Here is a 15211-nt window from a genome sequence, read left to right as displayed (position 1 = left end):
CAATCTAATCAAGCTACCTTGGCTTCGAAGAACTGTTCATCTTCGGTCGAGCCGTGCAGCGCGGTCGTCGAGGACTGGCCTTGCTGGATGGCCTGGGTCACGGCATCGAAGTAACCGGTGCCGACTTCGCGCTGGTGCTTGACCGCGGTGAAGCCCTTGTCGGCGGCAGCGAATTCGGCTTCCTGCAGTTCGACGAATGCCGACATCTGGTTGCGTGCATAGCCGTGCGCCAGGTTGAACATCGAATAGTTCAAGGCGTGGAAGCCGGCCAACGTGATGAACTGGAACTTGTAGCCCATGGCGCCCAGTTCTTTCTGGAACTTGGCGATGGTGGCGTCGTCCAGGTTCTTTTTCCAGTTGAACGATGGCGAGCAGTTGTAGGCCAGCATCTTGCCTGGGAACTTGGCGTGCACCGCTTCTGCGAATTTCTTGGCGAACGCCAGGTCCGGCTTGCCGGTTTCGCACCACACCAGGTCGGCGTACGGCGAGTAAGCCAGCGCGCGCGAGATGGCCTGGTCGATGCCTGGGCGGGTCTTGTAGAAGCCTTCCACGGTGCGCTCGCCAGTCAGGAACGGCTTGTCGTTTTCATCGACATCGGAAGTCAGCAAGTCAGCCGCTTCAGCATCGGTACGGGCGATCACCAGCGTCGAAGTGCCGGAAACGTCGGCCGCCAGGCGCGCCGCGTTCAGCTTTTCAACCGCTTCGCGGCTTGGCACCAGCACTTTGCCGCCCATGTGGCCGCACTTCTTGACCGAAGCCAGTTGGTCTTCGAAGTGAACGCCCGCGGCGCCGGCGTCGATCATCGACTTCATCAGCTCGTAGGCATTCAGCACGCCGCCGAAACCGGCTTCGGCATCGGCCACGATAGGCGCGAAGAAATCGATGTCGTTCTTGCCTTCCGACCATTGGATCTGGTCGGCGCGCTGGAAGGTGTTGTTGATGCGCTTGACGACCAGCGGCACCGAGTTGGCAGGATACAGCGACTGGTCGGGATACATTTCACCGGCCAGGTTGGCGTCGCCGGCGACTTGCCAGCCCGACAGGTAGATCGCTTTCAGGCCAGCCTTGACTTGCTGCATTGCCTGGTTGCCGGTCAGTGCGCCGAGGGCGTTGACGAATGGCTCTTCGTGCAGCAGTGTCCACAGCTTGTCGGCGCCGCGCTTTGCCAGCGTGTGTTCGATCTGGACCGAACCGCGCAGACGCACTACGTCTTCTGCCGAGTAATTGCGGGTAACGCCCTTCCAGCGTGGATTCTCGGCCCAGTCCTTGGCCAGTGCTGCAACTTGCTGTTCACGTGTAGTCATCGTCGTTCTCCTGTTAAAAACAAAAAGTGAAATCAAATCCGATGACTAAATAGTAGGCTTATCTGTGCGCGGCAACAATGTCTTATATAAGACATATAAGTTTTTTTATTTCGTTTAAATTCAAAGACTTAATTTTAATTTTTCGCGATGTGGAATAAAATTTCTGAGAATGAAATTTTGAAATGGTGCTGTGCATTTGCATTTTTCACATTATGAAATGCAAATTGCGTATCCTGAAAAACAAAAAAAAAGCGAGGAGCAAGCTCCCCGCCTTAGCCTTGCAGCTTGAATCGCTCATCCCACCGGCATGCAGCCGGCCTCGGCTAGAACGATTTTGTCATCGACAGATAGAAACCGCGCCGCTGTCCGAACTGCGGCGCGCCGACGCCGATGCCGGAGCCGTCGCGGATTTCATACACCTTGTCGAACAGGTTGATCACGCTCAAGCGGGTCGTGACCTTGCCGATCGGGCTTTCGCTGAACACGTGGCTGGCGCCGAGGTTGACTTCGGTATACGCCGCCAGGTGGTCGGTATTGGCGAAACCGCTACGCAGGCCGCTGCCGAACAAGGCGTCGGCAGTCAAGGTGGTGCCGTGCCACACGTAGGAAACGCCGGTTGAAGCGGTGATTGCCTGGTCGTGGTCCAGATGCACCCAGTTGCTGGCGATGTAGTCGAGTTTGTCCTGCGAGAAGTTGTACTGGCCGGACACGATATTCTTGCCCAGAGCCGTCGCGCGCGCCAGGTTCAGATACGCCCCCAGGTCGCCATTACGATAGTTCAAGGTCAGCTCCAGCCCATAGACCTTGCCCTGCGCGTAGTTGAACGGCGTATACAGTAAAGCCGATCCGAACTGCCCCTCGTCCAGCAGGTTCTCCACTTTCTTGTAGTAGCCGTCCAGCCCCAGGGTCAGGTGCTGCGTCAGCTGATGATTGACGCCCAGGTCGAAATAATGCGAGCGCTCCGCCTGCACCGGGTCGTTCTGGCTGCTGGCGGACGCATTGGTGGTGCCGTTGAAGCTGGCGATGGTGCTGGAGCCGATCAGCTCGCTGGCAGGCGGCGTGAAGTACCTGGCGTAACCGGCATGGAAGGTGGTGCGCGGCGTCATCTGGTAGACCACCCCGATGCGCGGACTGAACTGGCTGGCGGTGACATAGGCGTTCACCCAGTCGGCGCGAGCGCCGTAATTGACGGTCACCTTGTCGCTGATCTTCCACTCATCCTGCAGATACAAGCCGGTCTGGTTGGTGATCTTGCGATTGCTGTCGGACAGCGCGATCGGCTGTCCGGATAATTGGGCGCCGGTGTCGTCCGCCGGGAAAGTCAGGGAATCGCTGCTGTTTTTCAGGTTCTCGCGGGTGTAGTTGATGCCGGCCCGTATCGTGTGATTGGCGTTCAGGCGATAACTGCCGTCCGCCTGCAGGCCATTCGCCAGGCCGGTGCGCAATACCCGCGAAGCGACGCCGGTATATAGCAGGTCGCCGACCTGGTCCGGCTCGAACAGCACTTTGGAATAACGGCTGAAGGCAGCCACCTGGTAGTCGATATCGGCACCGATCTTCCCTTGCAAGGCGAGGATGCCGTAGCGGTTGGTTTCATGCTGCCGTTCATTGACGCTGGCGGACGGATAGTCGGTCACGCCGTCGAGCTGGAAGCCAGGCGTCTGCCCCGGCAGGTTCGGGATCTGGAAACGGCTGTCCGAATTGCCCAGGATCAGGCTGACGCGGGTGTCCGGATCGAGCAGATAGGAAAAATAACCGAAAGCCTTGTTTTGCAAGGTGCGGTCATGCAAGGCGCTGGAAGCGCCGGTAGGATTCTCGATGCCGAGGTTGTTGGCTTCGAACGAACCGTTGATGTAATAGCTGAAGGAATCGGTGCTGCCGCTGACGTCGCCGCTGACCTGGCGCGTATTGTTGCTGCCGACCTGCACGCCGATGTTGCCGCCATTGGCCAGCTCGCCGGTCTTGGTGTGGATATCGACCACGCCGGCGGTGCGGTAGCCGTATTGCGCCGGCAAGGCGCCGGTGAGCACGCTGACGCTGTCGACAAAGCGGGTGTCCAGGGTCTGGCCGAAGCCGGAAATGCTTTCCGGCAGGATGATGCCGTTCAGGCGGTATTGCAGGTTGGCGTGATCGCCGCGCACGTGCAGCTGGCCGAAGGAATCCTGGGCGACGCCGGGCGCGCGCAGCAGCACGTCATTGAAGGCCGTATCTTCGCCTTGCGGCATGGCGGCGATTTCCTTGCGGCCGATGCGGTAGATGCTGCTGCCGGTCTCCACCTGGATGCCGTTGCGGGCGCGGTCGAGGCGGTCGGCGGTGACCACTATCGAATTGCTCGCATCGACGCTGCCGGCCTGGCTGGCTTTCAGGGTCACGTCCGCCGTCGCGCCGCTTTCGTCGGCCACGGTGACGGTGCCGTTCTCAGACTGGAAAGAAGGCTTGCCGACGCTGATGGCGTAGCTGCCGGGGGCGATGTCGCTGAACGTGAAGCGGCCTTGCTGGTCGCTCCTGGTGGTGCCTACCGCTTTGCCGGCAGCATCTTTCAGGGCAACCGTAGCGTCCGGCAAAGGATGGCCGAGGGCATCGTGGATGGCGCCGCTGATCTGTTTAGGCGCGGACTGCGCATAGGCGGCAGGAAGCGCGAAGCCATAAGCCAGCGCAATCAGGGCGCTTAATTGTAGTCGGCGCAACAAGCGTGTTTTCATACTCAAACTCCGGTAAGACGAATAACCCGGCCGGCATCTCCCGCATCGCCCCCATTAAAGATCGGGGCGCACGGAAAATCGCTATAGGCTGCTTGGTCTCAAGCAGCCTCGGGCCGAAAGAAAGAACAGAACGTCAGACCAGGGAGGATGGCGGAGCTTGGGAATGCGGCGTCAGATAGTGTTTCTGCGCCGGGGTAAAGGAATATGCCGGTTCGGCGGCGCTGCTGTAGACGAATACCAGTACCGGCGTCAGCACCGGCACCGGGGTGGACGGGGCCGGCGCCGGGAAATCGGCCGCCAGATCGCAGCTGATACAGTCGGAAGATACTTCCGCCAGGCTGTGCTTGTGGAAAGCCATCCCGACCAGTTGCAGCACCAGGATCGCCAGCGCCAGCCACAGTGCGCACTGCTGCAAACGCAGCTTGAAGCGGCGCCGCGCATGGAAATGGGATTCGACGATCAGGCGCATGGCGGCGCCCCGCGCTCGACCGGCATCTCGCCCGGCCCGGCCGCACACGCCTCCAGCGCGCGTGCTGGACGCGGCGCTGGCTGGGTTGGGCTGGTGTGAGGGCGCATGCGGTGCAAACCTGTTTTTATTAGCGGGAATTCGCGGGAAATCGGAACGTCAAGCAGAGAGTGTAATCGCGAACCGGCATTGCTTGCAAGCCAATTGCAACACAGTTGCAGGGATTATCATGCGTTTCCAGGCCATCTGCGGATCGTCGCAGCCCGCCCCAAGCCATCAAAAATGTTTCTACACGGCCATGCAAGTTCCTCCATAATATGCCACAACTTTTTTCCTGACCTGTCACATTTACCAGGGCAATCATGACAAATCCTTCCCCGTCGTCGCGTTCACGTATCGGCTGGCGCAAGCCGCTTGCCCTGTTGCTGGCCATGGCGCTTGGCGGCGGCGGCTGGCTCGTCCTGCATGGCAAGAACAGCGACGCCAGACAGGCCGGCAATGGCCAGGCGGAACAGGCGAAGGCGCATGCGTTCGAGCTGGCCGCCAGCGACGTCGCGCTGATCGGCGCCAGGGAGCTGCGCATCACCCTGCCCTTGTCGGGATCGCTGATGCCGCTGGTGCAGGCCACGGTCAAATCCAAGGTCGCCGCCGAAGTCCGTGAAACCCTGGTGCGCGAAGGGATGCAGGTCAGGCGCGGCCAGGTCATGGCCCAGCTGGACACGGCGGACCTGAAGGCGCGCTACGCCAGCCAGCAGGCGACGCTGGACGAAGCCAGGGCCAAGCTGGCGCTGGCCAACAAGAACCACGACATCAACCAGATGCTGCTGAAGCAGAAATACATCTCGCAAAATGCCTTCGATACCGCCCACAACAGCGTCGAGGTAGCGGAAGCGGCGGTCAAGTCAGCCTCGTCGCAGCTGGAAATCGCACAGCGGGCGATGGATGACGCCACGATCCATGCGCCGATCGCCGGCATCGTCAGCAAGCGCGAAATCCAGCAAGGCGACAAGGTCTCGCCCGACTCGCCGCTGTTTTCCATCATGGACCTGAGCCAGATGACGCTGGAAGCCCAGGTGCCGGCCAGCGAGATCCCGCGGGTCAAGCTGGGGCAAGACGTGACGTTTGCTGTGGACGGTTTCCAGGAGCGCCGCTTCGCCGGCAAGGTGACGCGCGTCAATCCCGCTACCGAAACCGGCTCGCGCGCCATCAAGGTGTATATCGCCGTCGACAACAACGATGGCGCGCTGAAAGGCGGCATGTTCGCCAAGGGCGCCATCACCCTGCAAAAATCCGAAGTGCGGCCGTTGCTGCCGCTGGGCGCACTGCGCCGCGAAAATGGCGTCGACCTGGTCTACACGGTGCAAAACAACCTGATCGTGGCGCAGCCGGTGACGCTGGGCTTGCGCAACGACGATGAAAACCTGGCCGAAGTGACTTCCGGCCTGGCGGCAGGGGCGCATGTGATCGTGACCAGGCTGGACGGCGTCAAGCCCGGCAGCGCGGTCAAGATGGCGGAAAGCGCCGGCGCCAAGCGCAACAGCTAAGGGACACGACGCGTCATGTGGATAACCAAAATCAGTATCAACCACCCGGTGTTCGCCACCATGGTGATGGTGGCCTTGCTGGTGCTCGGCCTGTTCTCCTACCAGGAACTGGGGCTGGAACAGATGCCGGACATACAGACGCCCGGCCTGCTGATCGAGATGCGCTATCCGGGCGCATCGCCGGAAGCGGTCGAGAACGACATCACCAAGCCGATCGAAGACACCATCAATTCAGTCAGCGGCATCAAGTCCATCCTCTCCAGTTCGTATGAAGGCCGCAACTCGACCTGGGTGACCTTCGAGCTGAGCGTCAACATGGACCGCGCGGTGCAGGAAGTGCGCGACAAGATCGCCCAGATCCGCCCCGGCATGCCGAAAGAGGCCAAGGATCCTTTCATCGTCCGCGGCGACACCCTCAATACCCAGCCGCTGGCTTCGCTCAGCGTGACCTCCAGCACGCGGAGCCTGCGCGACCTCTCGACCCTGACCGAACAGATCATCGTCAAACGCCTGCAAGCGGTGGCCGGCGTCGCCAAGATCGATGTCGGCGGCAACGTCAGCCGCCAGGTGCTGGTCAATCTCAAGCCGGAGCAGATGGCAGCGCAGAAAGTCGGCGTCGACGAAGTCTTGAATGCGATCCAGAGCACCAACCAGGACATGCCGGCCGGCCTCATCACCCGCGGCGCCTCCGAGCAGCTGGTGCGGCTGGAGGGCAAGATGAAAGATCCGCGCGCCTTCGGCCAGATCATCGTCGCCCGCCGCGCCGGCACCCCGGTCTACCTGGACCAGGTGGCGCAGATCGTCGACGGCGAGCGCGAAGAAACCTCGATCTCGCGCTTCAACGGCCAGCGCGCCATCAACCTGGACATCACCAAGATCCAGGACGCCAACATCGTCGCGGTAGGCGACGGCGTGCGCAACGAAGTGGAAGTCCTAAAGACGCAGCTGCCGAAGGATGTCGAGATCAAGATCGTCCATGCCAACTCGGACAACGTCAAAAGCTCGCTCGACCGGGTCAAGGAAACCATCCTCGAAGGCGCGGTGCTGACGATCCTGATCGTGTTCCTGTTCCTGCACTCCTGGCGCAGCACCATCATTACCGGCCTGACCCTGCCGATTTCCGTGATCGCCAGCTTCATCGCCCTGCACGCCTTCGGCTTTACCCTGAACTTCATGACCCTGATGGCGCTGTCGCTGTGCATCGGCTTGCTGATCGACGACGCCATCGTGGTGCGCGAAAACATCGTGCGCCACCTGGACATGGGCAAGAGCCACGTCGCCGCGGCGCGCGACGGCACCCAGGAAATCGGCCTGGCGGTGATGGCCACCACCTTTGCAATCGTTGCCGTATTTGTGCCGGTGGCCTTCATGAAGGGCATCATCGGCCGCTTCTTCCTGCAGTTCGGCGTCACCGTCACGGTGGCGGTGCTGGTGTCCTTGTTCGTCAGCTTTACGCTGGACCCGATGCTGTCCTCGATCTGGCCCGATCCGCCGGAAAACCGCTTCCGGCGCCTGCCCTGGCTGGCGCGCCTGATGGCCGGCATCGAGCACTTGATAGAGCGCATCCACGGCGTCTACGGCCGCATCCTGCAGCGCGCCCTGGCATGGCGCAAGACCACGCTCACACTGGCGCTGGCGCTGTTCGTCGGCAGCCTGTTCCTGGCGCCGCTGGTCGGCACCGAATTCATTCCGGATACCGACCAGGGCTTCATCGCCCTCAAGCTCAAGACCCCGGTCGGCTCCAGCCTGGCGTACACCGACAGCAAGATGCGCCAGGTCGAAGACGCGCTGCGCCAGATGCCGCAGATCGAGACCATCAGCACCACCGTCGGCACCGACGACGGCCGCAATGCAGCCGACATGAACCTGACTTTGACCAACCGCAACACCAGCCATCGCATCGCGCAGAAGGAAGTGGAAAAGAATATCCGCGAACGCCTGAAATCGATTCCCGGGATTGAGCTGTCGGTCGGCTGGGACAAGCCTATCTATGTGGCGATCCTCGGCCCCGAGACCGACAAGCTGAGCGCCATCGCCGACCAGGTGATGCTGAAGATCGGCAAGATCAAGGGCATCACCGACCTCGAAAACAGCCTGACCGCGGCCAACCCGGCGGTCACCATCAAGGTCAACAACACCCTGGCCAGCGACCTCGGCCTGAGCGTGCAGCAGATCGGCGCCGCCCTGCGGCCGTTCGTCTCCGGCGACGCCAACGGCCATTGGCTGGCGGCGGACGGGCAAAACTATGAAGTCAATGTGCAGCTGCCGAAATCCGGCCGGCAGAAGATCGCCGACCTCGGCGACCTGTCGGTCGCCAGCAGCAACCTCGACAGCGACGGCAAGCCGATCATGGTGCCGCTGCGGCAGGTGGTCGAATTCGTCCACACCTCCAGCCCGCGCGTGATCAAGCGCCAGGACCTGCAGCGCCGCATCGGCATCTACGCCAACGTCGAAGGCCGTCCTTCGGGCGACGTCGGCACCGAGGTGCAGGCTGTGATCAAGCAGATCGAACTGCCGCCCGGCTATCGTTTCGATGTCGGCGGCCGCACCAAGGACATGCAGGAAGCCTTCGGCTCGGCGCTGGCGGCGCTGGGCATCGCCGTGATCTTCATCTACCTGATCCTGGCTTCGCAGTTCGGCAGCTTCCTGCAGCCGATCGCCATCATGGCCTCGCTGCCGTTTTCCCTGATCGGCGTGTTCCTGGCCTTGCTGATCACCGGCAGCACCCTGAACATCTTTTCCATCATCGGTTTCATCATGCTGATGGGGCTGGTCACCAAGAATGCGATCCTGCTGGTCGATTTCAGCAACCGCGAACAGCGCGGCGGCCGCTCGCAATACGAGGCCATCCTGGCGGCCGGCCAGGTGCGCCTGCGCCCTATCCTGATGACCACGCTGGCGATGCTGTTCGGCATGCTGCCGATGGCGCTGGGCCTGGGCGACGGCGGCGAAACCCAGGCGCCGATGGGACGCGCGGTGATCGGCGGCATCATCACCTCGACCCTGCTGACCCTGGTGGTGGTGCCGGTAGCCTATAGCTACCTGGACAGCTGGGGCAAACGGGCGCTGCGCTATTTCAAGGGCGGCCATGCCAAGGAAGCGGAGACGGCAGCGCTGCCCGACGTACAAATGCCCTTCAGTTGAATTCTCACATCCTCGGCCATGCCCCGGTCTTGGCGACCCCGTCTAGGCGACCCCGTCATTCCCGCGAACGCGGGAATGACGGCCTAAAGGGATTTTCTCCTGGCTCAGCGGCGGTCCAGCCCCTGCGCTCGCATGCGTTCGGCGGGATCGCTAAAGGTCTGGTTGCGCAAAGCCTCGATCTGCCGGTTGCGGTCTTCTTCGGCGCTGCCGCTCTGCTGGCCGATCAGGTCGGCGGCCTGGCGGTATCGGGCGTAGCGCTCCTGCCAGGCTTGCTCTTCCCGGCCAAGCTGGTCAAAGCGCTGCGCCGCCGCCGGACCGAACTGCTGCGCCATCATGTCGCGCTGCGCCTGCTGGCTGGCGCCCTGTTGCCGCAACTGGCGCAGATCGTCAAAACTCTTTTGCACAGGATCGGCCGCACTTAAGCCACTCTTGACGCCGCTGCGCAAAGCCGCCAGCATGCGTTGCGATTCCGCTTCCTCCTCGCCAAACCAGATCCTCGCCACCTCCATGCCCAGCATGTCCTGACGCAAGCGCGACAACTGCGCCAGCCAGCTTGCAACGCGTTCCACATCCAGCGGCGCCATCTTGCTGTCCGCCGTCAGCGCCGGCGGAGTTTGCCGCTCCAGCAGCGCGTCATGCGCCGCCAGGTACGCGACATAGGCGCGCGCCAGCCGTTCGCCGTCGGCGTAGGCCGGCGCCGGCAGGTTGCTCTTCAGGTAAGCCAGCAGCTGCGCCATGTGTTCGCCGCGGGAACCGGGCAAGCCGCCCAGCAGGTAATAATCGAACACATCGCGCAAGGCGCGGCTGACCAGCAGATGCTGGTCAGCGCCCACAGCCAGGCCGGGCGGCGGACTGGTGTCTCTGGCGGCCGGCGCACCGATGCCGGCGGCGTCGCTCACCCGGCCGGGGCCGATGCGACCTGCCGCGCTTGTTTGCATAACGGCTGGCGTGCCGGCGGCTGGCGCTGCCGGTTCCGCGGAACGGAACCAGAACAGCGCTGCGGCAAGCAAACCAAGCACGGCAACCGTCAGCCCCAGGCCAAAGCGGTGTCTGGTCTGCATCGCGGCCCTTACAGACCGGCGGTCTTGAGACGATTGGCCTGGGTGCGGATGGTCACCACAGGATCGGCGCTGAACAGGCCGCGCAGGCCGAACAGCTGGTTGACCTCGTCCAGGTGGTTCCAACCGTATACGCCCAGCTCACGGCCGAAGCGCGCGCTGCATACCGGCACCAGCCCATCGTTGGCGCCGCCGCCGGCAGTCTTGATGATCACGCTGCCGAGCACCATGATCGGGTCGGTGACATCGAGGACATTGGTGCCGGCCTGGTTGCCGGTCCAGGAATACAGCAGCTGGGTATTGCCGCTGCGGACCTCGGACGCGGCGCCATTCACGCCGCAGTTGGCGGGCACGCCGGCGCTGGGATAAAGACGGTTGAAGTTCGCCGCACCGGCCGTGGTCAGGCCGCTCAAGGCAGCCAGCGGATCTTGCGGCTGCGGATTGCCGACAAACAGGCTGAGCAATTGCCCGAGCACCGAGGTGCCGTCAGCCAGCAGGTTTTTCAGGGCCTGGGGCGTCATGTTGACCGTATCGGCTACCGGAGTTCCTGCATGCGGCGTGGCGATGGTGGTGACCGAGGCGATCCATTGCGGCTTGACCGCGGCAGCGTAGCGTGAAGTGGTGCCGCCCTGGCTATGCGAAATCAGGTTGACCTTGCTGGCGCCGGTAGCAGCCAGCACGCTGCTGATCTGCTTCAGCAATTCCTCGCCGCGCTGTTCGTCGCTGTTGAAGGCGGCGACATCGGCGACATACACTGTGGCGCCGTTGGCGCGCAGGTCGCTGGGAATCTGCCACCAGTAATCGACGACGCCGAAGTACTTGGAAGTGCCGGCCAGCCCGTGCACCAGCACGATCGGATACTTGGTTTGCGCGTAGGCGCTGGACGCTGAGGTCCCGAACAGGCTGAACACGGAAGCCTGGGCCTGCCCCAACGGCAGGCAACAGCAAAAGACAGAAGCAACTGCGATTCGGCGTAGCGATTTCATCATCACATCTCCTTAAATAAACGCACGGTCGTGCTCTTTTGTTATCTCAATGGTACACATATACAGACCTGTCTACAATCAATACCCATCGTGCAGAGCAGCATTCCAAAACGACCGCCCGCAGCGGTCGGCAGCAACGTTCGAGCCGGCAAGGCATAATGGCGCGGCCCGTCAAATCACCAGATCAACAGGAGAGAACATGCCCACCCGTGAAGAAACCCTGGCCCAATGGCTGGCGCAGGAAAGCGCCGTGCGCGCCAAACTGGCCGCGCCCGGCGTCGCCTCGCTGGAGCAGCTGAAGCAATGCAGCGGTGTCGAGTTTTTACAACGCATCCTGGCCGGCGAACTGCCGATACCGCCGATTGCGCAGACGCTGGATTTCACCCTGCTGGAAGCGGAGCCGGGCTGCGTGACGTTCCAAGGCACGCCGGGCATGCAGCACTACAACCCGATCGGCAGCGTGCATGGCGGCTACTTTTGCACCTTGCTGGATTCGGCGCTGGGCTGCGCGGTGCAATCCACCCTGCCGAAAGGAAGCGGCTACACCACGCTGGAACTGAAGGTCAACCTGATCCGCGCGCTGACCGACAAGACCGGCCCGGTGCGTGCCATCGGCAAGGTGATACAGGTCGGCGGCAGGGTCGGCGTGGCGGAAGCCAATATCGTCGACATCGATGGAAAAATTTATGCGCACGCCACTACCACTTGCCTGGTGTTTGCGCTACCATAGCGGTGCCGCTCCAGTGCCTGGCCCAGCGACATGCAGCAAGCGCGCCAGGCGCATCCCATGCACCGCGACACAACGTGGCTCTCCCGCAATCAGCTGGAAGCAATTCTCCCCGCCTTCGCAAAAACCGCCTAACACCGATTGCCGCTTTAAACCAGCTGTCACTTTTTATAGCTAGCAAAACGGAAAACCAGCAGCTATATTCTTTTGCGCTTGGAAACGGCAGACGCCCCGCACGCCACCCATCGCATGCAATAAATTTAACTCGTAAAGCTATCTGTTTTACGCATGCCCCAATGCAGACCGCCGAGTCATGCTGTCAGCGCACAGGCACGCAGATCATTCCCGTTTCATTCATGACATGGAGAACTGCTTGGAAATCGTCGCCCCCCCGGCCGCCGCAGCTGCGCTGACCTCTGCTCAAGCGGCAGTGTGGCTTGACATCAAATGCGCCGCGCCTGGCTACAACTTCAACCTCGCCGAAGCCGTCGACATCTTCGGCGAGATCGACCTTGCGCGGTTCCTGGCAGCCATGCAGACCGTGGCGGATGAAAGCGAACCGGCGCGCCTGCGGCTGCTCGATACCGAACACGGACCGCGCCAGATCGTGGAGCCAGGCTTCAGCGGCGAGCTGCCCTATCTCGACTTCAGCCGCGAGCGTGATCCGAAAGCCGCTGCGCAAGCCTGGATGCGCGCTGATTTCAGCCGCGCCGTCGATCTGACGCGCGGCCGGCCCTGGCTGTCGGCATTGCTGCGCACCGCCCGCGACCACTATGTCTGGTATCACCGCAGCCATCGCATCTTGCTCGACGGCTCGGACGGCGGCACGATGGCGCGCCGTCTGGCCGATGTCTATAGCGCGCTGGTCAAGAACCAGACGCTGCCGGCTGCAGCTGCCTTGCCGTCCATTGCGCAACTGCTGCAAGAAGAAAACGACTACCGCGGATCGGAGCGCTACGCGAGCGACCGCCAATACTGGATGCAACGCTTCGGCGATGCGCCGCCGCCATTGACCCTGGCGGCTCAGCCCTCGGCCGATGGCGCCGGCTTGCTGCGCCAGAGCGCCCGTTTTCCGGCTGCCGGCGTGCATGCCTTGCGCGGCATCGCGCGCAAGCTGGAGATTCCCATGCCGCAGCTGCTGATTGCGGTCACTACCGCTTTCCTGTATCGCGCTACCGGCATGGCGGACATGGTGATCGGCGTGGCGGTGCAGGCGCCTGAAATCCTGCCGCTGCGGCTGGCGCTGAGCGCGCAGCTGTCCATCGAAGAATTGATGCGAGACGTCAGCCGGCAGATGCGGCAAATCCTGCGGCACCAATCCTATCCGTACGAACAGCTGCGTAATGATTTGCACATGCTGCCCGAGAAACGGCAGCTGTTCAGCACCGTGGTCAAGGTCGAGTCTTGCCACAGCGATCTGCATTTCGGCAGCCATCCGGCCAGGCTGCGCCAGCTGTGCGGCGGCAGCGCCCAGGACCTGGCGATCTCCCTCTACGAACGCGGCGCCGGCCAGGACTTGTACATCGAGTTCGACGCCAATCCTGCGCTGCATGACGCACAGATGCTGGCCGAACATCAGCGCCGGCTGCTCACTTTCCTGGCGGCGGCGACGCATAGCCCGGCGCAGAAGATCGGCCAGCTGGAGCTGTCCGATGCGACCGGGCGCAAGCATCTGCCGGCAAACCGCAACGATGCCGAACCTGCAGCCGCGGACAGCAATCTGGCGCGCCTGATAGAAGAACAGCTCGCGCGCAACGAACACGCCGCCGTGCTGCATTTCGACGGCGAGCCGCTGCCGCGGCGCAGCGCCGAAAACACCCCTGGTTGACGATCGCCGCGGCAGCCCAGGCAAATTCTGCCTGAGCCGCCGCGCGGCATGACCCCGCTCAAAGCTGCAGAGTCGCCACCTTCCCTTCCAGCCTTGCCGGTTGCAGCGCTATATTCAGCACCTGGGCAAAGACCTCGATATGCGGCGAAATCATCATCGTCTGATGCGTTCCCGGCACCGGGAACAGCCGCAGCTGCAGCTCTGACAGCACCTCGCCCCAGCCGCGCAGCGGTTCGTTGACGGTATCGCCCACGGCGCTGTAATAGTGCACGGGAATGGCGATCGGCTGTGTTTTATATTCGCCGTAGGCGCGGATGATGGTGCGGCTGTTTTCCATCAGCTGCAGCAGGCCTTGCAGGGAAAAGCCGGCCGGGAACAGGCCGGCTCGTCTTGCCGTCTGCAGCAGGGTCTGGATATCGACCTCGTCGGCGATCGCTTTCAGCTTGTCCATCGCCGCCAGCAGCAGCGGATCATTGCCGGCGGCGGCTTCCAGCAGCTTCAGCATCAGCTGCTTGTCGCCCAGCTTCTCTTCGCGTTCATCGTCGTCGCCGAGAGTGCAATGCGTATCGAACAGGCCGACAAACTCCACCTGCTCGCCTTCCTTGAGGAACTGCTGCGCCGTCTCATAGGCCAGCATGCCGCCAAAAGACCAGCCGGCAAGGCGATACGGCCCGCTCGGCTGCACCGCGCGTATCAGCCCCAGCATGCGCGTCGCCATGCTCTCCACGCTCAGCAGCGGCGCCTCTTCCGGCGGCACCGGCGGCAAGCCGTAGACCGGGATGCCGGGATCAACGTGCTGCGCCAGCATGTGCGCATAAATCAGCAGCCCGGAACCCTCGTGCATCAGGAACAAGGGACGCTGGCGCCCGCCGGCGCGCACCAGCACCGCCGCATTCTCAGTCTTCAGCGGATTCAGCTGCGCTATATGGGCAGCCAGCGCGGCTACGGTCGGATAGGTAAACACATCGCTGGCTGAAATCCGCACGCCCTTTTTCTTCAGCAGGGTCACCACTTGCAGTATCGACAGCGAATGGCCGCCGAGCGAGAAGAAATTGTCGTGGCGGCCGATGCGGGCAACCTGCAGCAGCTCCGACCAGATCTCGGCCAGGACAACTTCGATTTCCCCCTCCGGCGCCGCGTAGCCGCCAACCGCATAAGCATCCGCTTCCGGCGCCGGCAGCTTCTTGCGGTCCACCTTGCCATTGGCCGTCAGCGGCAGCTCTGCCAGCGCAACATAAGCTGCCGGCACCATGTACTCCGGCATGCCGGCGCTCAGGTAGGCGCGCAGCGCTGCCGCGTCGATCTCTTCATTGACGACGATATAAGCCGCCAGGCGCTTGTCGCCAGGATTGTCCTCGCGCGCAATCACCACTGCCTCGCGGATCGCCGGATGCAAGGCCAGCCGCGCTTCAATCTCGCCCAATTCAATGCGGAAGCCGCGGATCTTGACCT

At 62.5% G+C, this 15211-nt stretch carries 10 protein-coding genes; 4 read left to right on the top strand and 6 right to left on the bottom strand.

Going from position 1 to position 15211, the window contains the following annotated elements; translation table 11 throughout:
• Nucleotides 1-8 precede the first annotated feature (8 nt).
• The 3 genes from aceA to KHU30_RS00040 all read right to left on the bottom strand — a co-directional run bounded on the left by aceA (nt 9) and on the right by KHU30_RS00040 (nt 4475).
• A complete protein-coding gene (aceA, locus tag KHU30_RS00050; RefSeq protein WP_038490502.1) occupies nt 9-1304 on the bottom strand; it encodes an isocitrate lyase in 1296 nt (431 codons plus the stop codon).
• A 323-nt stretch (nt 1305-1627) separates the two neighbouring features.
• Nucleotides 1628-4006 carry a TonB-dependent receptor gene (locus KHU30_RS00045; protein ID WP_211440629.1) on the bottom strand — a complete coding sequence of 793 codons (2379 nt, stop codon included), beginning with the start codon at nt 4004-4006 and terminating at the stop codon, nt 1628-1630.
• Nucleotides 4007-4139: 133 nt separating this feature from the next.
• On the bottom strand, nt 4140-4475 hold the full coding sequence (locus KHU30_RS00040) for a hypothetical protein (protein ID WP_211440628.1): 336 nt from the start codon (nt 4473-4475) through the stop codon (nt 4140-4142).
• Between the two features lie 359 nt (nt 4476-4834).
• On the opposite strand from KHU30_RS00040, the gene KHU30_RS00035 reads away from it, so the two are divergent.
• Entirely contained in the window at nt 4835-6016 is a 1182-nt protein-coding gene (locus tag KHU30_RS00035) for an efflux RND transporter periplasmic adaptor subunit (protein ID WP_211440627.1), read from the top strand.
• A gap of 15 nt (nt 6017-6031) precedes the next feature.
• Nucleotides 6032-9160 (top strand): efflux RND transporter permease subunit, encoded by a 3129-nt coding sequence (locus KHU30_RS00030; RefSeq protein ID WP_211440626.1) that lies wholly within the window; start codon nt 6032-6034, stop codon nt 9158-9160.
• A gap of 104 nt (nt 9161-9264) precedes the next feature.
• Here KHU30_RS00030 and KHU30_RS00025 read toward each other — a convergent pair whose 3' ends face one another.
• Both KHU30_RS00025 and KHU30_RS00020 read right to left on the bottom strand, forming a co-directional pair.
• Entirely contained in the window at nt 9265-10221 is a 957-nt protein-coding gene (locus KHU30_RS00025) for a lipase secretion chaperone (protein WP_211440625.1), read from the bottom strand.
• Between the two features lie 8 nt (nt 10222-10229).
• On the bottom strand, nt 10230-11207 hold the full coding sequence (locus KHU30_RS00020; protein ID WP_211440624.1) for a lipase family alpha/beta hydrolase: 978 nt from the start codon (nt 11205-11207) through the stop codon (nt 10230-10232).
• Nucleotides 11208-11403: 196 nt separating this feature from the next.
• Between KHU30_RS00020 and KHU30_RS00015 the strand changes: the two genes are divergently transcribed.
• Nucleotides 11404-11934: a PaaI family thioesterase gene (locus tag KHU30_RS00015; RefSeq protein WP_211440623.1), complete on the top strand. Its 531-nt coding sequence runs from the start codon at nt 11404-11406 to the stop codon at nt 11932-11934.
• Nucleotides 11935-12304: 370 nt separating this feature from the next.
• Entirely contained in the window at nt 12305-13759 is a 1455-nt protein-coding gene (locus KHU30_RS00010) for a condensation domain-containing protein (RefSeq protein WP_211440622.1), read from the top strand.
• Between the two features lie 58 nt (nt 13760-13817).
• On the opposite strand, the gene KHU30_RS00005 is transcribed toward KHU30_RS00010, so the two are convergent.
• Nucleotides 13818-15211: thioesterase domain-containing protein (locus tag KHU30_RS00005; RefSeq protein ID WP_230427134.1), on the bottom strand; the 1394-nt coding region annotated here is incomplete at its 5' end.

This window comes from Collimonas humicola, from assembly GCF_018304945.1.
Lineage (GTDB): Bacteria > Pseudomonadota > Gammaproteobacteria > Burkholderiales > Burkholderiaceae_D > Collimonas > Collimonas humicola.
The sequence above is the reverse complement of the archived record's forward strand: the minus strand, read 5'-3'. Positions and strand labels throughout refer to the sequence as shown.